The organism is Lentzea flaviverrucosa (genome assembly GCF_003350445.1).
GTDB classification, from domain to species: Bacteria; Actinomycetota; Actinomycetes; order Mycobacteriales; family Pseudonocardiaceae; genus Lentzea; species Lentzea californiensis.
This window is the reverse complement of record NZ_QQAU01000003.1, coordinates 1-19,242: the sequence shown is the minus strand read 5'-3', so window position 1 is coordinate 19,242 and position 19,242 is coordinate 1. Positions and strand designations below refer to the sequence as shown.

The following is a 19,242-nucleotide window of genomic DNA, read 5'->3' as shown; positions in this document are numbered from 1 at the left end:
CCCGGCAATCAAAGCCTTCGATGTTCATAACCGTGAATTTTGTTGCCAGTCAAGCACTATTGCGCAACACTGACTGGGAGCGCTCCCAGCGGGGCAAAGCCAATCACCGGAGTTGCCGCTGGCATTGCCGCCGCCTCTACCTCGATTCCGACCACCGACATCGCCCGGCGGCAATCAACCCCATTCACCGGCATTGCCGCCGGCGAGTGCTATCACACCCGTCCCCCTTCGAAGACGCAGGAGACGAAATGAAACGATCAGTCGCATGGCGGATCCCCGCGGTAGTGGCCGCGCTGGCCGTCGCGACCTCGACCAGCGCGGTGCTGGCGATGTCACCGGCGTCGGCGGCGGCCGGCACCGCGACCGGCTACGCGTCCCAGAACGGCGGCACCACCGGCGGCCAGGGCGGGGCGACGGTCCGGGCCACCACGGGAACCCAGATCCACCAGGCCCTGTGCGGCCGGGCGAGCAGCAGCACGCCGGTCATCATCGAGGTCTCGGGCACGATCAACCACGGCAACACCGCCAAGGTCTCGGGCAACAGCTGCGAAACCGCCGCCGGCGTGATCGAGCTCAAGCGGATCAGCAACGTCACCATCGTCGGCGTCGGCGGCGGAGCCGTCTTCGACCAGCTGGGCATCCACATCCGCGAGTCGCGCAACATCATCATCCGGAACGTGACCGTCCGGAACGTCAAGAAGTCGGGCTCCCCCACGTCCAACGGCGGCGACGCCATCGGGATGGAGAACAACGTCCGCAACGTCTGGGTCGACCACGTCAACCTGCTGGCGTCGGGTGGTGAGTCGGAAGGCTACGACGGCCTGTTCGACATGAAGAACAACACCCAGTACGTGACCCTGTCCTACAGCACCCTGCGCAACTCCGGTCGCGGCGGCTTGGTCGGGTCCAGTGAGAGCGACCGCTCGAACGGTTTCATCACCTACCACCACAACCTGTACGAGAACATCGACTCCCGGGCGCCTTTGCTGCGGGGCGGCATCGCCCACATGTACAACAACCACTACGTGAGCCTCAACGAGTCCGGCATCAACTCCCGGGCCGGCGCCAAGGCCAAGGTGGACAACAACTACTTCAAGAACTCCCGTGACGTCCTCGGCACCTTCTACACCACCGAGGCCGGCTACTGGCAGGTCAGCGGCAACGTCTTCGACAACGTGACGTGGTCGGCCCCGAGCAGCGACCACAGGCCCGCCGGTCCCGACGTCAAGTCCACCACCACCGTCTCCGTGCCCTACAGCTTCACCCTCGACCAGGCCGCCTGCGTGCCGAACGTCGTGAGCCGCACGGCGGGCGCCAACACGGGTCTGAGGGAGTCTGACGGCACCTGCTAGAAGGCTTCGCACTCGTGGTCTTCCCCCGCGGCGACGCTCATCTGGTGATCGACCTGGCCGAGCGGTACGAGCGGCAGGACCTCCGCTCGTACTGCTCGGTGTTGGCCGACAGGAACTCGGCGTCCGGCTCGACCAGGAGATCACCCGTGCGGTTCTGCGCGTCGGTCAGAACCTGCGCGACGTACCACCACCAGACATCGCCGAACCCCAGCAGGCTCTGCACGTTGTAGGTGAAGGTCGCGCCGTTGGCCACGAACTTCCCGTCCACCACAACGGGATCGCGGTCCAGGTCGTTCTGCAACTGCACGAAGGCCGATCGCGGATCGCCCTCACCGAACTCGCACTTCGTCGCCGCGCACCAGTCGAAGAACCGCCCGAGCGCCGACTCGATCGCCACGTACTGACCGAGGTCGTACTCGTAGGGCCGGTTCGCATAGGTGTCCGGGTCGTACCCACCGTCCAGTGCCAGCGCCCGGATGTTCTTCGGGAAGAGGTTCGCGTAGACCGTGCCGATGTAGGTGCCGTACGACAGACCGAAGTAGTTCAGCTTGGAATCGCCCACGGCGCGCCGCAACAGATCCATCTCCCGTGCGACGTACTCGGTGCCGACGAACGGCAGCAGCTTCGCGCTCTGCTTCGTGCAGGCGTCCGCGAACGCCTTGCCTTCCCGCAGCGCGTTGTCGAACGAGTGGACTTTCGGCCGGGCCGAGGCTTTCGCCCAGGCGCGCATGTACTCGTCCTGCGTCTGGCAGGCGAGCGGCTGACTGCGACCGACGCCCCGCGGGTCGAACCCCACGATGTCGAACCGCTCCCGCAGTTCGGCGGGACCGGAGGTGCCTGGGTATCGCACGGTGTCGTCGGTGCCACCGCCGGGACCACCGGGGTTGACGAACAACGAGCCGATCCCCCGGGAAGGGTCCGTCGCGGGCTTGCGGGTGAGACCGAGCTTGATCTTCTCTCCGGACGGCGCGCGGTGGTCGAGCGGCACGTCCGCCGGCGCGCACTCGAACCCGTCACCGCAGTCCGTCCAGATCAGCACGGGCACGCCCGTGGCGTGCGCTCGCGGTGCGCCGGCGGTGGACTACCGGGACCTCGTCGACGAACTCGCCACCGGAGACAACCAGCGATGTGGTGTGGATCAGCCCGTGCTGACCGATGTGGGCTCGATCGGGAAGTCCTTCGTACCCGCGGTCTCAACAGGGGCCGGGCGAGGTGTGCCTCGAGATCACCGCGATCTGAGCGCGCGCTGTTCGGGGAAGGTCCAGCCGAAGCGGACCGCGAGGAGGCGCAGGACCGAGGTCACGAGCACGCAGACGAGGCCCGCGACCAGGATCGGCGTGCCGAACCTCACGAGCACGACGAGCACCCCGGCTCCAGCCCCGGCCGCGACCGCGTACAGGGTGCCGACCTGGAGGAAGGAGATCGGAAGGCACAGGATGATGTCGCGCAGCATCCCGCCGCCGATGGCGCCGATGACGCCGGCGACCAGCGCCCCGGCCTCGCCGGCACCGAGCGACAGCGCCTTGGAGGCCCCGATGGCGCCGAACAGTCCCATGACGATCGCGTCGAGGCCGGTGATCAGCCAGTCGACCCGCGCGAGAACCGGTTGCAACGCCATGCCGAGGACCGCGGAGGCGCCTGCCACGAGCAGGTACCAGTTCTTCCAGATCACGACGGGCGGCTGGTCGAGCACGATGTCACGCAGCAGGCTGCCCCCCAGCGAGACGGCGAGCCCGATCACGACGACACCGAGGACGTCGATGCGGCGGTGCCGCTCCCCCGCCGCGAACAGCGCGCCCTGGAGGCCGCCCAGTCCCGCGGCGAGGAGTTCGATCCACAGCGCCACCTGGAACGGCATGACGGGCATGTGGTCACGCTCCGGAAGCTCGGGGCGGGCTCGCGGAGTGCGCGAGCCCGCCCGGGGAGGAGAGGCCGTGCGTCAGGCAGCGCTGGCGGCCTTCTGCGCGGCGGTGGCGATGACGTCGGCGACCGCACCGGCCTGCGTCACGTACAGGGCGTGGCTCGCCGGGACGTTGGTGATCTCCGCACCGATGCGCTTCGCCATGTGCTGCAGCATCTCCTGGTCGAACGCCTTGTCCTCGGTCGCGATGACGGCCCAGCTCGGCTTGTCGCGCCAGGCCGCGTTCGTCACGGGCGTCGAGAAGACGCTCATGTTGATGGGCACCTGCGAGTCCCGGAGGAAAGCGGCATCGGCGTCACTGGCGTCCGCCGCGAAACCGACCTTGAACACGTCGGGCTTGATGAAGCCGTACCCGTCCTCACCGACGTCGATGACGAAGTCGGGCGTCGGGGCGAACCCGTCGTACTGCTGGGCGGTCGTCTCGCCCGCGTCCGGCGCCAGCGCCGACACGTAGACCAGGCCCGCGACGCCGGGGTGAACTCCGGCCTCGGTGATGACGGTGCCGCCCCAGGAGTGGCCGACGAGGATCGCCGGGCCGTCCTGCAGGTCGAGCACGCGAGTGGTCGCCGCGACGTCGTCCTCCAGCGAGGTGAGCGGGTTCTGCACGATCGAGACCCGGTAGCCCTGGGCGGTCAGCAGGTCGTACACACCTCGCCATCCCGAACCATCGGCGAACGCGCCGTGCACCAGCACGACGTTCTTGATCTCCTGACCGGCGGTCGTCATGAGGCTTCCCTTCGGTGCGCCGCTCCCGCGTTGCCGGAGCGATCGAGTCGGTGGCGGCCTGGGCGTGCTCGCCCGCCGCGGTGCTCCGAACGTACACTAATATATTGGATATTAGTTACGGCCCACCCGCCGGCTTCCGGCCACGGACAAGCGCGAACCCGCCACGCCAGTCACGACCGCAGAGCTCTGACCAGGCTTTCTGTTAGGAGATGCAGCAGAAGACGCGTCGAAACCACCGAACCCCCCGACGCGAGAACAACGCATCCTGTGGGATCCGCACGACGACCACCCGCGGCGACTCCTGGACCTCATCGACGCGTTGCTGAGCGAAAGCCGGCCGGCGGTGACGTGGTTCCTGGAGAGCATCAGGGTTTTCGACGTGGTCATCACCGCCCTGGAGGAGATCGGGATCGTGACCGATCTGATCAGCGTGCGGAACAGGAACCGGTCCTTTTGGGACAAGGCCACGGTCAGGCTGCAGAGCTGACCGAGGGCGGGCTGCAGCCTCTGCTCACCGCCGTGTCAGAGCTTTGTCAGCGCCATGTCCGAGTCTGGCCAGGCGCTGGACCGAGACCGTGGCCGGCTTTGAGCGAACGGGAAGAAGCACCGCATGAAGAAGATGAAGCCCCAGGGCGCCGTTACGGCGCTGGCGACTTTCGCTGTCCTGGGCTGCCTGACGTTGAGCACGACGCAGGCGTCAGCCGCGGCCCCACAGGAGTTGCCGTCCGCCGCCGCGCTGCCCGTCGTCAACATGGAGGCCACCGTCCTGGCCGCCCAGATCGATCCCCGGCGCGCCGACGACACGCTGACACCGGGCGCCAAGGCTTCCGTGCTGGCCGTCGAGCGGGCGCTGCAGGCGCGCAACCTGCTGGACGCCCGCTGGGTCGACGGCTACTTCGGAACCACGACCATCACGGCGTACGCGGCCTACCAGCGTTCGCTCGGACACACCGGACTGGCCGCCAACGGGCTGCCCGGCGCGAGTTCGCTGGCCACGCTCGGCCAGAGCCGGTTCACCGTCTCCCACGTGATCAAACCAGGCGCGAAGACCGGGCGTGACGGATACGTCGTCAACACCCGCACCCAGGCGATGCTCGTTGAGGCAGAACGTCTGCTGGGCCGTCGCCTCGTGCTGGACCAGGGCTCCTACAACCCCGGCGGCGACCCGACCTCCGCCGGCACCCACGACGGCGGCGGCGTCGTGGACATCAACGTCGACGGCATGTCCGCCGACACCCGCACCGCCGCCGCCCGTGCGCTGCGCCAGGTCGGCTTCGCCGCCTGGGTCCGCAGCCCGGCCCAAGGCAACTGGCCCTGGCACCTCCACGCTGTGGCGATCAACGACACCGACCAGGCCACCCAGGCCCAGAACCAGGTCGGCGACTACTACCTCGGCCTGAACGGCCTGGCCAACCGCCGCCCCGACGACGGGCCCCGGGTCCCGATCCGGACGTGGGAGGACTACCAGCGCACGCGCTGACACGCGTGATGCTCGCCGCGGCCAGGGCCTCACCGGCCCTGGCCGCACCGCCATGCCGCTCACCCGACTCAGGGAGAACCACCGAACTGGAAACCCGGTCGGCGCCACCTACTTCAGTCGAATTCATTCGACACTATTCTTCACAACGTCGAATGAATCGACCACAAGGACTACCCGAACACCGCTGAAAAGCAATCCGCGAGACCACGTATGTGAACCGGTTCTCATATGTGACGCGGCGTTGACACGCCGGAAACACAAGTCCTATGGTCCAAATCAGGAAAGCGATTTCTCAACCCCGCCGCCACACCCTGAGACGCATTCCCGAAAGGACCACCCAAATGTGGACGCACGTCGGGTACGAACGCGCCCTCGCACGGGTCGCGGTGGCGGTGGCCGTGATGGCCGCCGCGGTCGGGGCACCGCCCGCCACGGCGGCCGGACCCGCCGCCGACGGCTTCGCCGGGGTGACCGCGCTGGGGCAGGGCGGAACCACCGGCGGGGCGGGAGGCTCGGTGGTCACAGCGACGACGACCGCACAGTTCCTGGACTACATCGCCCGGCCGGAACCGCTGGTGGTGCAGGTCCGCGGCACGATCACGCTGCCCACCGGCACCAGCGACGGGATGCACGACGTCGCTTCCGACAAGACGATCGTCGGCCTCGGCGGGGACGCCCGGCTGGTCGGCGGCGGGCTGAACATCGGGCTCCCGGTGGACGACGACGTGACCTCGCCGCCCCCGAACGCGGTGCACAACGTGATCATCCGGAACCTGTCGATCACCGGCGCCACCGACGACCTGATCAACGTGCAGATGTTCAGCCACCACATCTGGATCGACCCCCACGGTGATGACGGAGCCGTCGACGTCAAACGCGGGTCCGATTTCATCACCGTTTCCTGGAACAGGTTCCACGACCACGACAAGACGTTGTTGCTCGGGCACGACGACGACAACTCGGCGCAGGACGCGGGGCGCCTCAGGGTGACCTACCACCACAACTACTTCGACGGTTCCGATCAGCGCAACCCGCGAGTCCGCTTCAGCGAGTCGGTGCACGTCTACAACAACTACTACCGGGACAACAGCTACGGCGTCGCGTCGGCGATGAACGCGGGCGTGGTGCTGGAGGGCAACTACTTCTTCAGCGTCAACAACCCCGGCCGGGTCGACTTCAGCGGTGACCTCGGCCGGATGGTCGCCAGGGACAACGTCCTCGTCGAGTGCAACCACGAGATCGAGGTGCGCGGGTCCGTCGTCGAGCCGCGCACCTACTACGCCTACACACCGCACCGGGCCGTCGAGGTCCCGGCCGTCGTGCCCGCCGGTGCGGGTGTCGGCCGAGTCTGAGGAGGACGGAGACATGAGCGACATCAGCCGACGGGCGCTCCTCGCAGGCGCCGCCGCGACCGCGCTGGCCACGACCACCAAGCCCGTGTGGGCGGCCCCGCTCGCCGCCGACGGCTTCGCCGGGGTGAACTCACTCGGCCAGAACGGCACCACCGGCGGCGCGGGCGGCCCGGTCGTCACGGTGCGGGACGCGGACGCGTTCCTGGACTACTGCGACCGCAACGAGCCGTACGTCATCCAGGTCGACGGGGTGATGCGGATCAGCAGCAAGCAGGGCGTGCGGTCGAACAAGACGATCGTCGGGCTGGGGTCGAGCGCCGAGATCACCGGCGGCGGCCTCGACCTGTACCGCAGGCAGAACGTGATCATCCGCAACCTCCGGTTCACCGGCGCGGACGACGACGCGATCAGCATCCAGCAGTCCTCGCACCACGTCTGGATCGACCACTGCGACCTCAGCGGCGGGGCCGACGGGCTGATCGACATCGTGCGCGGTGCCGACTACATCACCGTGTCGTGGAACCACTTCCACGACCACAGCAAGACCGCGCTGCTGGGCCACTCCGACTCCAACGCGGGACAGGACACCGGCAAGCTCCGGGTGACGTTCCACCACAACTTCTTCGACGGCACCGCGCAACGGCACCCGAGAGTCCGCTTCGGCGAGCCGATTCACGTCTACAACAACTACTTCCGCAACAACACCCTCTACGGCGTCGCGTCGACCGAGAACGCGGGAGTCCTGGTGGAGGCCAACTACTTCGAGGACGTCCCCCACCCGATCTACTCCGGCTACGACGAGAGCGGGCCGGGGCGCGTGGTCGAGCGCGGCAACGTCTACGTCCGCTCCGGCATCCCCGAGACGCTCGGCACCGTGGTGGAGCCGCGCACCTACTACGCCTACACCCCCGACAGCGCCGCCGGCCTGCCCGGCACCGTTCCGGCGGGCGTCGGCGTCGGCCGGATCTGACAGGACGCGGAGGACCACCATGAGCCCCATCAACCGACGACGGCTGCTCGCGGGTGCGGCACTGACCGCCTTCGCCGCCACCACTCCGCGCGCCGGGTGGGCGGACCCGTCCGCCGACGCCGTGGCCGACGGCTTCGCGGGCGTGACCGCGCTGGGCCAGAACGGGACCACCGGCGGCGCGGGCGGCCAGGCCGTCACCGTGACCACCGCGGCGGCACTGCGGGACTACGTCGGGCGCAAGGAGCCCTACGTCATCTCGGTGTCCGGCCGCATCGAGGTCGACGGCATGCTGACCGTCGTCGCGAACAAGACGATCTTCGGGATCGGCTCCACCGCCGAGATCACCGGCGGCGGGCTGCAACTGGGCTCGACCACCCGGCCCGGCAACAACGTGATCATCCGCAACCTGCGCTTCACCGACGCCTCGGACGACTCCATCAGCGTCACCAACTCCGCGCACCACGTGTGGATCGACCACTGCGACCTGTCGCGCGGCTTCGACGGCCTGCTCGACGTCAAGCGGCAGTCCGACTACGTCACGGTGTCGTGGAACCACTTCCACGACCACAGCAAGGCCGCGCTGCTGGGCCACTCCGACACCTACACCGCCGACCGCGGCAAGCTGCGCGTCACCTACCACCACAACTTCTTCGACCGCACCGACCAGCGGCACCCGCGCGTGCGGTTCGGCGAGCCCGTGCACGTCTACAACAACTACTACCGCGGCAACTCCCTCTACGGCGTCGCGTCCACAGAGGACGCCGGGGTGCTGGTCGAGGCGAACTACTTCGAGAACGTCGCCCACCCGGTCCTGTCCGGCTACGACAAGAGCGGACCGGGCCGCGTCGTGGAGCGCGGCAACGTCTACGCCGGCTCCGGTGCCCCGCAGACCCTCGGCACCGTCGTCGAACCCCGCACCTACTACGCCTACTCGCTCGACAACGCCGCCGACGTACCAGCGCTCGTCACCGCGGGCGCGGGCGTCGGCCGAGTCCAACGGAGGACCTCATGAGGAGGACAAGCGCTCTCGCGCTCGCCGCGGTGCTCGTCGGCGGTGCCACGTCGGTGGCCACCGCGCCCCCGTCCGCCGCCGAGGCCGCGCCCATCGGGTTCGCCTCGGTGACGGCGCTCGGCCAGAGCGGCACCACGGGCGGCGCCGGAGGACCGGCGGTCACCGTCTCCACGGCGGCCGACTTCACGGCCGCCGTCAAGGCCGACGGACCGCGCGTGGTCCGCGTGCAGGGCATGATCACGTTGGCGGCGGGCATGTACGACGTCTCCTCGGACAAGACCGTCATCGGCGTCGGCGCGAACTCCGGCATCACCGGCGGCGGGCTGAACATCGGCCTGCCGGTGAGCTCGGTGACCACTCCCCCGGCGAACGCCGTGCACAACGTGATCATCCGCAACATGGTGTTCCGCAACGCCAACGACGACTCGATCAACGTGCAGATGTTCTCCCACCACGTCTGGATCGACCACAACGACCTGTCCGCGGGCAAGGACGGCCTGATCGACATCAAGCGCGGGTCCAGCTACGTGACCGTGTCGTGGAACCACACCCACCACCACACCAAGAACATGCTGCTCGGCCACGACGACGGCAACGCCGCGCAGGACACCGGCCACCTCAAGGTGACCTACCACCACAACTTCTTCGACCGGACGCCGCAACGCAACCCGCGCACCCGCTTCGGCAACCCGGTGCACGTGTTCAACAACTACTACGTCGCCAACAGCGACACGGGCGTCGCCTGCCAGAACAAGTCCGGCTGCTGGGTCGAGGGCAACTACTTCGAGAACGTCGAGGAGCCGATGACCAACAGCTACGCGGGCCCGAAGGGCAGCATCGTCGAGCGGGACAACGTCTACGTCAACAGCGGCGAACCGGTGGTGGGCGGCAGCGTGGAGGACCCGCGCGGTTACTACGCCTACACCCTGGACACGCCGGCGAACGTGAAAGCGCTGGTGACCCAGGGCGCGGGCACCGGCAAGATCTGAGCCCGACCCCGGTGCGATCGCGACCGGATCTCAGAGACTTCTGAGATCCGGTCGCTAGCGTGAACCCGAAGCGTGTCAGCGCCTTTTTCGGGAGGGTTCGGTGGAAGTGATGTCTCGGATCGCCAGATCGGTGCTCGTCCTGGCCTCGGTGCTGCTGTCCCTGGCCGGCACGTCCGTCGTCGCGTCGGCGCAGACGGCGTCGCAGACCCGGACGTGGCACCTGGAACAGTTCGACAGGACCAGCCGGATGTGCGTCCAGCACGGTCCCGACGGGAGGACCCACGCCTCCTACTTCATCTTCGTGGTGAGCGGGAAGTGGGCCACCGACCTCGAGTTCGGCATGCGCGACCTGCCTCCCGGCTGGACCGCCACCGAGCACCACCTCCCACCGGGCTCCAACTTCCACGACCCCGACGGCTCGATCACCGTCAACGGGTTCGTCGGCGTGCAGGGGTCCGCGTCAGTGCCGCTGGCGACCTACCACGCACACATCTGGGTGTCGGACGGGACCGTGACCGAAACCCTCCCGACCGACATCATCGTCACCACCGAGTCCTGGGTGGACTGCATGAACCGGCGGTGAGCCCCCGTCAGCTCGCGACCTACACGGAATCGCAAGTCGTCTTGAGTTCAGTCGTGCCAGCGCTTTCGTTCTTCTCACCCGTCTCGATGGCGGGGTGGCGGCGCCGTTGGAGCTCCTCCCGTTCGGCGTCCGGGATCGTCATCGACTCGGCGAGCACGGCGGCGAGCGCGTCCACCCGAGTGTTGTCGACATCGGCGTGGAAGAGCCACCGGATGTTCTCGTCGCGCGTGATCAGGTCGATCGCCAAGCGTGAACTGCTGTCCGGCGCGACGGGTGCTCGAACGTAGCGCACCTGGCCGATCGGGATGTCGCGGTCGATCTCGGCCTGCTCGAGCAACGTGTTCGTCGTGGCCAGGACGATGCGGCGATCCGTGACCGCGACCAGTGTCCTGCCCGTGGTCTTGTCCATCGCCGCCGCCAGCATCCCCATCGCGCCGCCGACGATCGCGGAGATGGCACCGTCGTCGAGCGGCTCGGGGAAGCCGAGGGCACGGAGGACCTCGCCGTCCTCGAAGAACCACCGCAGAATGCGGAGGTACGGCTCCGAGTCCAGCGATCCGGGTCCGCAGACGACGTCAGGGACCTCGATCGGAGGCACCGGCGGGTGGAGGGCGTCGGCAAGAGGCTCGATCGCCTCCAGAAGCCGGGCCGAGATCTCGCGGGCCGCCTTCACGTCCTTCCGCTTCCCCGACAGCGGCCACGCGTCGGGGTCGCGGAGCTCGGCCGTGATCCGGAGCTCCCGGACCAGCGCGTCGACGAGGCCGGTCATCTCGGCGAGGGTCGAGTCGAACTCCGCGCGGGTGTCGCGGGCGATGACCTCGGCGTACTGCGCCTCGGCCGTGTCTTCACGTCCGGCGGCTCTCGCCCGTGCGGCGCGAAGCGCGTGATACCCCGTCCACGCGTTGAGGGAGGACAGCAAGGCGCGGACGTCGAACGCGATGACCTCGGCGTTGGTCTGCAGGTACTCGCGGTGGCTGCGTGCGTCGGTCCGGCTGATCCGCTTGAGGTGGTCGCGGACGTTTCCTTGGTAGAGCTCGAGTTGCTTGCGCAGCAACGCTCCACTGCCCGCGACGTCGTCCCACAACGACGTCGGGACCGACTCGATCTCCCGGGCCTGCTCGACCGCGCGATCAACAGCGGCGACGAGCCCCGTCAGTTCGGCCCACTGCTCCTTGCGGACGGTGGCGAGGACCTGGTTCGTCACCGCGAGGGTGGTCCTGACGAGACTCGAGACCTCGTTCAACATCATCTGCAGCGCGACCATGGCCAGTGCCGGCCCGATCGAGGCCGCGATCTGCGCCTTGCTCAACGCGGTCACGGGGTAGAAGCGGGCCTGGTGCACGATGCGGCCCGAACTCATGACAGTTCCGAGATTCCCGCCGTCCTTGACGGCGAGCGTCGCGCCGCTCCTCAGCAAGGCCTGCGCCGTGTCACCGAGCCGGTAGAGCCCTTGCACGCCGGCGAACGCGTTCCCGAGATTGCCGGCCACGGTCGCCGCGTTCCCGACCGAGGCGAGGACCGCTGAGATCTGCTTGCGGTCGGCAACCGGCACGACCCCGAAGTCGATCAGATCGAGCTTCAGGTCCGGCGGGACCTCACCGGCGACGACAGCCACCCCCGGGAGCACCTCCACCAGGACGATCGACGTCGTCGAGTCGACGTCCGGGTCAGACGTCGACTCGTCCCCGACAAGCAAGTCGGTGACCTCTGTCCGGCCGTTCTGTTCGGGCTCGGCGATCTCCATCGAGTCCGGCAGATCCTGCATGCGATCTCCTCCCACACACGCGCAACGACCGGATCTCCTCGGCGTTGACCACCGCAATCCACGGCCCAATGCCTCGCACTTCGGTGCGCACGACCCGTCCGTCGTGAAGCGGGGCTCGCTCGTTACGCGCCATTCGCCGTCCCGAAGTGGTTCAGCCCAGACCCGAAGCGACAAGATCACCAGGGCGAGTGCGCGAGGAGGGAAAGCCTGCCAGTCGCCGCCGCACATCGGACCAGTCGCCGGCGTCGTGCCAGCCGGGGATTCCGCGGCTGCGGCCTTCTGACCAAGGGGAAGCCGCCTAGATCATGCGGCGCCGCACCCGCCACACCACCACACCGATCAGCACCGCCGCGACGGCGATGAACAGGGCCGCCTCGATGAGCTGAAACGTCCAGAACCGGTCTGCCGGGTGGTAGACCCCGAACCGCTGGACGCCCCGCGCGTGCAGGAACTGGCTGAGGTTGGTGCCGGCCCGGTCGGCGGCGGCCTCCAGCTCGTAGTACTCGGTCGAGCTCAGCCTGCGCCCGGCGGCGTCCGCGTAGCCGCGTTCGATCGTCCAGTCGGCGAAGCTGGGCACGGGGCCCGCCTGGTCCTTCGAGCCGCCGGCGGGGACCGGCTCCGTGGTGGTGAGCGGCGTGGCGTACGCGGGACGGGCCAGCAGCGCCACCGACATCCGGGCGGCGAGGAACGCCCCGAAAGCGACGCCGAACGCGGGCAGGCTGCGCCGCAGGAACGCGCCCGCGGCGGTGGCGACGCCGAACGCGAACAGCGCGTACGCCAGCGGGACAAGGCCCTCCAGGTCGAAGGCGTCGTACTGGAACCGCCCTTCCCACGCGTCGAACGGCTGCCGGAACCAGGTGAGCACCGCGGTGAACATCCCGGTGAGCGCGACGGTGACGCCGGCCAGTGCCACGAGCTTGGCCGCCAGCCAGCGCATCCGCGGCACGGCCTGCGTCCAGGCGAGCTGCCAGGTGCCGTCCTCCAGTTCGCGCGCGAGCAGCGGCGCGCCGAGGAACGCGCCGATGACGACGGGGACCAGGTAGAAGGCCGCCAGGAGGTTCTCGACGAACCCGTACTCGTCGTCGAGCCGGCGGAAGGAGGTCGCGCAGGCCTCGTTGGCACCGGCCTCTCCCGCGCACCGGGCGGGACCGCCGGGGAACAGGTCGTGGGCCTGCGTCCCCAGCACGAGCAGGGCGATGCCGAACAGGCCGACGAGCAGACCCAGGACGCAGACCTCGGTCCGGTGCTGGCGCCAGATCAACCACGTCATGCCGTCACCTCCGACGTGACCGCGGCGCCCGGCTCGGACGGGCGGCGCAGGTACGCCAGCACCAGGTCCTCCAGCGAGACCGGCTGGGCCTGCCACCCCGGCGCGGCCGGGATCGCGCCGTCACGCACCAGAAGGGTCGTGTGCCGGTCGCTGTGGACGGCCTCCACGACCGCGCCGGCCCGGTCGAGGTCGGTGGCCGTGCGCGGGCCGACGAGCAGCCGGTGCTCGGTGAGGAGGGTGTCGATGTCACCGGTGAGCGTGACCCGGCCCTGGTTGAGCACGATCAGGTGGTCGCAGACGCGCTCCAACTCGTGCACGACGTGGGAGGAGAACAGGACGGTCACCCCGCCTTCGGCCACCGCTCCCATGAGGACCTGCAGGAACTCGTGCCGGGCCAGCGGGTCGAGGCTGGCCACCGGCTCGTCGAGGACGAGCAGGTCCGGCCGCTTCGCCAGGGCCAGGGCCAGCGCGACCTGTGCCTGCTGCCCGCCGGAGAGCGTGCCCGCCCTGCGGTCGAGCGGGATGCCCAGCTTCGCCAGCCGGCGCTCGGCCAGCCCCTGGTCGAACCGCAGGTTGCAGGCCCGGCCGAAGCGGAGCAGGTCGGCCACGGTGAAACGCTTGTACAGCGGGTGGTCCTGGGCCAGGAACCCGATCCGGGACAGGGTCTGCGGGGTGCTCGCGGTGACGTCGTGGCCGAGGACCTCCACCGTGCCGGTGCTCGGTGCCAGCAACCCGACGACCAGGCGCAGCAGCGTGGTCTTGCCCGCGCCGTTCGGCCCGACCAGGGCGATCACGCCGCCCGCCGGCAGGGCCAGGGTGCAGTCGCGCAGCGCCCAGCCCTTCCGGTACCGCTTGCCCACACCCTCGGTGCGCAGCGCGAACTCGGTCGCCGTCACGCCACGTCCTCGTTCCTGGTCTGCTGGTGGACGGAGGCGAAGAGCGCGTTGACCGCCTGCTCGTCGAGGCCGGCCGCGTAGGCACGCCTCAACCAGGTCGCCAGGCCTCGTTGCAGCGACGTGTACGTCGACGGCGACACCGCGGCCGACTGCTGTTCGTCGACGAACGTGCCCTGGCCGGGCCGGCCGGTGACCAGGTTCTCCTGCTCCATCTGCCGGTACGCCTTGGCGACGGTGTTCGGGTTGATCGCCAGGTCCTCGACCACCTCGCGGATGAGCGGGAGGCGGTCACCGGGTTGCAGGAAGCCCAGCAGCACCGCCTGGCGGACCTGCTGAACGAGTTGCAGGTACGGCGGCACGCCGGAGTGGGTGTCGAGCCGGAAGACGAACACGGAAGCCCCTTTGCTGCTTTACTAGTTCCATAGTAAAGCAGCAAAGCCGGTGGTCGAGAACCCGGCGTGCGCGCACGATCGCGGCGCACGCCTGCCCCGGCCGCCACCGGGCACGGCCGCGCCGATCATGACAGGGTGTCGTGTGCGTCTCACCGCGCGTATCATCTTGCGCTGGCTCCGACCACGGACGAGCCAGGTGTGAGAGGTCTGCGGGAGACGTCGGGACAGTGCGGCCCACCATCGGCATGATCACGGCCGGCCCGCTCATCGAGCTCGCCGGTGAGCAGTGGCAGGGCGTCAGCGACGGCGTGGCGGCCGGCGGCTGCGACCTCGTCTGCTTCGTCGGCACCGAACTGGCCCACCCGGACCGCCACAAGCGACAGGCCAACGCGGTCTACGACCTCATCGCGCCCGGCCGGATCGACGCGCTGGTCATATGGACGACGCGGATCAGCCAGCAGATCGGCGAGGCCGCGATGCGCGAGTTCGCCGGCCGCTACGCGCCGATCCCCATCGTCAGCGTCGAGGCGCACCTGGCGGACTGGCCGACGGTGGTGATGGACAACCGCGGCGGCATGGACCAGGCGGTCAGCCACCTGATCGAGGTGCACGGCCACCGGCGGATCGGATTCGTCCGCGGGCCGCTGGCACATGTCGGCGCGCAGGACCGCTACCAGGGCTACGTGGACGCTCTCACCCGCCACGGCCTGGCCGTCGAGCCGGAGCTCGTGACCGCGCCCGCCCCGTCCTGGGACCCCGCCGCCGCGGCGGACGCGGTCGCCGCGATGCTGGACGAGGTCGCGGAACCGCCGGACGCCTTCGCGGCGGCCAACGACGAGTTCGCGCTGGGCGTCGTGACCGCGGTGCAGGAGGCGGGCCTGCGCACGCCGGAGGACGTGGCGGTCGTCGGGTACGACAACCACACGTGCATCCGCTCGAACGACCTCGGTTACCAGGCACCCGCGCGGCCGGCCTCGGGCAGTGTGCACCGCCGGGTCAACATCGACGCGGGAACGCCCGCGCTGACGACGGTGCGCGCTCCGTTCCACGAGATGGGGCGCCGGGCCGCCGAACTCGCGAGCGCGTTGGTCCGGGGTGAGTCCGCACCCGTGCTGGAGGTCGTTCCCACCGAGCTCGTCGTCGGCCGCTCGTGCGGCTGCATCCCATCGGGCGGCGGGATCTCCGCACCGGCGCACGGTGAGCTCGCCGTAACGGAGCACGACACCGCCGGGGCGGTCGCCGCGAACCTGCGCCAGGGGCTCGGTCCGAAGTCGGCCGTGCTGCCGGACGGCTGGGCCGAACACCTGGTCCGCCTGTTCCTCGACGCCGGACGGCCGGACGGTTTCCTCGCTGTGTTCGCGGAGTACCTGCGCGACAGCGCACGCGCCGGGTGCGCTGCGCAGTCGTGGTGGGCGCCGCTGTTCTACCTGCGCCGGTTCGCTGTCGCGCACGGCATCGACGAGGGCGCGGTCGAGGACCTGTGGCTCCGGGTGCAGCTGATGGTGTCCGACGTGGTCGAGCGGGAGCGGACCTTCGAGTACCTCCTGCACGAACGGCAGGACCAGACCGTGCGCGAGGCAGGCCAGCGGCTGATCGTCTCGCGGGACGTCTCCGAGCTCACCGGCGCGCTGGTGGCCGAACTGCCCAGGATGGGGATCCCCGGCTGCCACGTGATGACGTTCGAGTCGACCCGTGAGCACGCGCGCCCGCTGATGTCGTACGAGAACGGCGAGCTCAGGCCGGAGCGCACGGCGCTGACGTTCCGGTCCACCCAGCTCACGCCCCACCGGATCGACCGGCAGAAGCCCGCCAACTTCGTGGCCGCCGCGCTCTTCGGGCTCGAGGAACAGCTCGGGTTCGTGCTGTTCGAGGTGGGCGCGATGCCGGGCTGGGTCTACGAGGCGATCCAGCAGCAGCTCAGCAGTGCGTTGCGCGGCATCAGGATGCTCGAGCGGGAACGGCAGGCCCTCGCCGAGGCCGAGCAGGCGCGGCGATCGCTGGAGGTGGCCCACGCCGAGCTGGAGGCACAGCTGCGGCACGCGCAGAAGATGGAGGCGATCGGCCGCCTCACCGGCAGCATCGCCCACGACTTCAACAACATCCTGACCGTCATCAACGGCAACAGCGAGGCGTTCCTGCGGCGCTGTTCGCCGGACGACCCACGACGCCCGGAGATCGAGGACGTCCAGCACGCCGGTGAGCGAGCGGCGAACCTGACCCGCCAGCTGCTCGCGTTCACCCGCCAGGAGGAGCTGGAACCCGAGTGCGTGGACCTCAACGCGACGATCACCGAGGTGCGGGCCATGCTCGCGACCCTGATCGGCGAGGACGTGGAGCTGGTACTGGACCTGCCCCCGCACGTGCCGCCGGTCTGGGCGGACGCGGGACAGCTCGAGCAGATCCTGTTCAACCTGGCCGCGAACGCCCGTGACGCGATGCCCGGCGGCGGAGTGCTCGGCATCAGCACGGACAACGTGCGCCTCGACGCCCGCCACCCGGGTCGCATCGCCGACGTGCGTCCTGGGGACTACGTGGCGCTCAGCGTGAGCGACACCGGCACGGGCATGGACGAGGCGGTCCAGGCGCAGGTCTTCGAGCCGTACTTCACCACGAAACCCGTGGGCAAGGGCACCGGTCTGGGCCTGGCGACGGTGTTCGGCATCGTGCAGCAAAGCGGCGGTCAGATCGACCTGGCGAGCGCGTCCGGCGCGGGCACGACGGTCACCGTGTACCTGCCCCGAGCGCAGACGCCTGCCGCACCGCTCCCCCACGCCACGACCCGCACGTCACCTCCCCGCGGCTCCGAGACCATCCTGCTGGTGGAGGACGACAGCCAGGTGCGCGCCGTGACGCGCCACTCGCTGGAACGGTCCGGGTACGAGGTGATCGAGGCACCCAACGGCCTGCAGGCGCTGGAACTCGTCGACACCCACGAGGACATCGACCTCATCGTGACCGATGTCGTGATGCCGAAGATGGGCGGACCCGAGCTCGCGGCCACGGTGCGGCGGAGGCAGCCTGCTCTGCCCGTGCTGTACGTGTCCGGCTGCACGACCGCGGAAGAGCTGGACGACGCGGCGGTTCTGCTCGCCAAGCCGTACGCGGAGACCGAGCTGCTGGACGTGGTCCGCAGGCTGCTCGACCAAGCAGTCTGACCACCTCTGCCGCCCACGAGGGACTTAGCTGCCGAAGGGCTGCACCACGAAGTCGACTTCGGCTGACACGTCCCCGATGCCTTGCGCAGCAACAACTCCGAGACAGGCGCCCGCAGCACGCACGCCCTCTCGCACCTCGGCGAGGAAGCTCACGGGCAGCTCGTCCCCGGCGTGGTCGAGCAGGACGTCGTCGAAGCCGAGTGATGCCGCCTCACGGGCGAGCGCCACGACGTAGCCGCGCACTTCGGGATGGCTCGAGCTGGTGAGGACGAGGCTGCCGTCGTGAGCGGCGTGGTCCCGCAAGCCGGCCTGCCACGCCGCCTTCGCCAGCACCGGGTCGCGGAACGGCACCACTCGCGCCACGGCGCGCAGCCCGGCGCGGTGCAGCTGGTCGACGGCTGATCGCGGGTCGTAGCGGTCGCTGACCGCACCGATCCGCCCGGCCAGTGCGACGTTCGAGAGGTAAGGGATCTGGCCGGTCTCGTCCTTCACGTCGAGCACGACGGTGTCGATCTCGCCCTTGCGGGCCATCGCCAGCACCGCCTGGCGTGAGCGCGGCGACGTCCACTCCCCCGGTTCGAGATGCGCGATCCGCATCGCCGGGCGTGCGACCGGTACCGCCACGTGCCGTCCTGTCGTGTTTCCCGCCGTGTCGCGTGCTTCCACGAACACGGTCGCCGCCGACGGCACGGTCACTTCGAACGTGCCGTCCAGCAGTTGCGCGGAGTTCTGACCGACCCGTACGAGCACCGCGTCACTCGTCGTTCCGCGCACGGTGATGGACGAACGGGGATCGGCCGCTTCGGTCTGGTCGATGGTGAGCGACGGCGCGGTGTCGTCGATCGTGAACTCGTGCTCGATCTCGGCGTCCAGCCACAGCAGTGAGGCATCGCGGACCCGAGCGCGCAGCGTGTGCACGCCTTCGGCCGGTTCGAAGCCGTGGAGCCGCAGCTTGTCTCCCTCGCGGCGAGTCAGCACCGGTTCGCCGTCGACGAACACGTCCACTCCGTCCAAAGCGCTCGGGTCTTCGGCGATGACGCTCACCTCGCGCACGGCTGCCGCCTTCAAGACCGCACCGGGTTCAAGCCCGTCGACAGCGAGCCCGAACCGCTCGAGGTGCACCACGGGAGCCACGACGGTGAACGACAGCACGCACACCGCGGTGAGGAAGGCGAGCAGGACGGGCTTGCGCGGCGGGACGTTCATCGCTCATCCCGTGGCCAGCACGGCGAGCCGGTCTGCGCCCCCGCTGAACACGTTCTGGTCGATCGGGGCGGCGGAGTGCTGCCAGATCGTGTGGAACGGCCACTTGAACGGCATCGGGCCCACCGTGGCCGCGTACCTGGCGAGCCACAACGGGTTGGTGGAGCTGAAGTCGC

Annotated in this window: 17 protein-coding genes; 9 read left to right on the top strand and 8 right to left on the bottom strand. The window is 69.3% G+C overall.

What is annotated here, in order from left to right; genetic code table 11:
- The first annotated feature begins 248 nt into the window (after positions 1 to 248).
- Positions 249 to 1,352 carry a pectate lyase family protein gene (locus tag DFR72_RS10375; protein WP_090063031.1) on the top strand — a complete coding sequence of 368 codons (1,104 nt, stop codon included), beginning with the start codon at positions 249 to 251 and terminating at the stop codon, positions 1,350 to 1,352.
- Between the two features lie 37 nt (positions 1,353 to 1,389).
- On the opposite strand, the gene DFR72_RS10370 is transcribed toward DFR72_RS10375, so the two are convergent.
- The 3 genes from DFR72_RS10370 to DFR72_RS10360 all read right to left on the bottom strand — a co-directional run bounded on the left by DFR72_RS10370 (position 1,390) and on the right by DFR72_RS10360 (position 3,999).
- Entirely contained in the window at positions 1,390 to 2,397 is a 1,008-nt protein-coding gene (locus DFR72_RS10370) for an alpha/beta fold hydrolase (protein ID WP_090063033.1), read from the bottom strand.
- A 180-nt stretch (positions 2,398 to 2,577) separates the two neighbouring features.
- Positions 2,578 to 3,219 (bottom strand): trimeric intracellular cation channel family protein, encoded by a 642-nt coding sequence (locus tag DFR72_RS10365; protein ID WP_090063034.1) that lies wholly within the window; start codon positions 3,217 to 3,219, stop codon positions 2,578 to 2,580.
- A 72-nt stretch (positions 3,220 to 3,291) separates the two neighbouring features.
- The gene (locus DFR72_RS10360) at positions 3,292 to 3,999 is read right to left on the bottom strand and encodes an alpha/beta fold hydrolase (RefSeq protein ID WP_090063036.1); all 708 of its coding nucleotides are present in this window, start codon (positions 3,997 to 3,999) and stop codon (positions 3,292 to 3,294) included.
- A 319-nt stretch (positions 4,000 to 4,318) separates the two neighbouring features.
- On the opposite strand from DFR72_RS10360, the gene DFR72_RS45430 reads away from it, so the two are divergent.
- From DFR72_RS45430 to DFR72_RS10330, 7 genes are all read left to right on the top strand, one after another.
- Entirely contained in the window at positions 4,319 to 4,486 is a 168-nt protein-coding gene (locus DFR72_RS45430; RefSeq protein WP_170176199.1) for a hypothetical protein, read from the top strand.
- A 132-nt stretch (positions 4,487 to 4,618) separates the two neighbouring features.
- Positions 4,619 to 5,479 (top strand): peptidoglycan-binding domain-containing protein, encoded by an 861-nt coding sequence (locus DFR72_RS10355; RefSeq protein WP_211335413.1) that lies wholly within the window; start codon positions 4,619 to 4,621, stop codon positions 5,477 to 5,479.
- 341 nt (positions 5,480 to 5,820) lie between these two features.
- The gene (locus DFR72_RS10350; protein ID WP_177224485.1) at positions 5,821 to 6,831 is read left to right on the top strand and encodes a pectate lyase family protein; all 1,011 of its coding nucleotides are present in this window, start codon (positions 5,821 to 5,823) and stop codon (positions 6,829 to 6,831) included.
- 13 nt (positions 6,832 to 6,844) lie between these two features.
- Positions 6,845 to 7,801, top strand: coding sequence for a pectate lyase family protein (locus DFR72_RS10345; protein ID WP_090063595.1), 957 nt, complete (start codon positions 6,845 to 6,847; stop codon positions 7,799 to 7,801).
- Positions 7,802 to 7,820: 19 nt separating this feature from the next.
- Positions 7,821 to 8,813, top strand: a complete 993-nt coding sequence (locus tag DFR72_RS10340; RefSeq protein WP_090063039.1) for a pectate lyase family protein — start codon at positions 7,821 to 7,823, stop codon at positions 8,811 to 8,813.
- Entirely contained in the window at positions 8,810 to 9,802 is a 993-nt protein-coding gene (locus DFR72_RS10335; RefSeq protein ID WP_090063041.1) for a pectate lyase family protein, read from the top strand. Before DFR72_RS10340 ends, DFR72_RS10335 begins: the two co-directional genes overlap by 4 nt.
- A gap of 109 nt (positions 9,803 to 9,911) precedes the next feature.
- Entirely contained in the window at positions 9,912 to 10,385 is a 474-nt protein-coding gene (locus DFR72_RS10330; RefSeq protein ID WP_090063042.1) for a DUF5980 family protein, read from the top strand.
- A gap of 19 nt (positions 10,386 to 10,404) precedes the next feature.
- On the opposite strand, the gene DFR72_RS10325 is transcribed toward DFR72_RS10330, so the two are convergent.
- The 4 genes from DFR72_RS10325 to DFR72_RS10310 form a co-directional block, all read right to left on the bottom strand.
- Positions 10,405 to 12,150, bottom strand: a complete 1,746-nt coding sequence (locus DFR72_RS10325; protein ID WP_090063044.1) for a hypothetical protein — start codon at positions 12,148 to 12,150, stop codon at positions 10,405 to 10,407.
- Positions 12,151 to 12,448: 298 nt separating this feature from the next.
- Positions 12,449 to 13,420, bottom strand: a complete 972-nt coding sequence (locus DFR72_RS10320) for an ABC transporter permease subunit (RefSeq protein ID WP_090063045.1) — start codon at positions 13,418 to 13,420, stop codon at positions 12,449 to 12,451.
- Positions 13,417 to 14,316 (bottom strand): ABC transporter ATP-binding protein, encoded by a 900-nt coding sequence (locus DFR72_RS10315; protein ID WP_090063047.1) that lies wholly within the window; start codon positions 14,314 to 14,316, stop codon positions 13,417 to 13,419. Before DFR72_RS10315 ends, DFR72_RS10320 begins: the two co-directional genes overlap by 4 nt.
- Positions 14,313 to 14,708: a GntR family transcriptional regulator gene (locus tag DFR72_RS10310; protein ID WP_090063049.1), complete on the bottom strand. Its 396-nt coding sequence runs from the start codon at positions 14,706 to 14,708 to the stop codon at positions 14,313 to 14,315. The genes DFR72_RS10315 and DFR72_RS10310 overlap by 4 nt, the downstream gene beginning before the upstream one ends.
- Positions 14,709 to 14,935: 227 nt before the next feature.
- Between DFR72_RS10310 and DFR72_RS10305 the strand changes: the two genes are divergently transcribed.
- Complete coding sequence (locus DFR72_RS10305) at positions 14,936 to 17,863, top strand: substrate-binding domain-containing protein (RefSeq protein ID WP_090063050.1); 2,928 nt, start codon at positions 14,936 to 14,938, stop codon at positions 17,861 to 17,863.
- Positions 17,864 to 17,887: 24 nt separating this feature from the next.
- Here the strand turns inward: DFR72_RS10305 and DFR72_RS10300 are convergent, their stop codons facing one another.
- Entirely contained in the window at positions 17,888 to 19,069 is a 1,182-nt protein-coding gene (locus tag DFR72_RS10300; RefSeq protein ID WP_090063052.1) for a putative glycoside hydrolase, read from the bottom strand.
- Between the last annotated feature and the right edge of the window lie 173 nt (positions 19,070 to 19,242).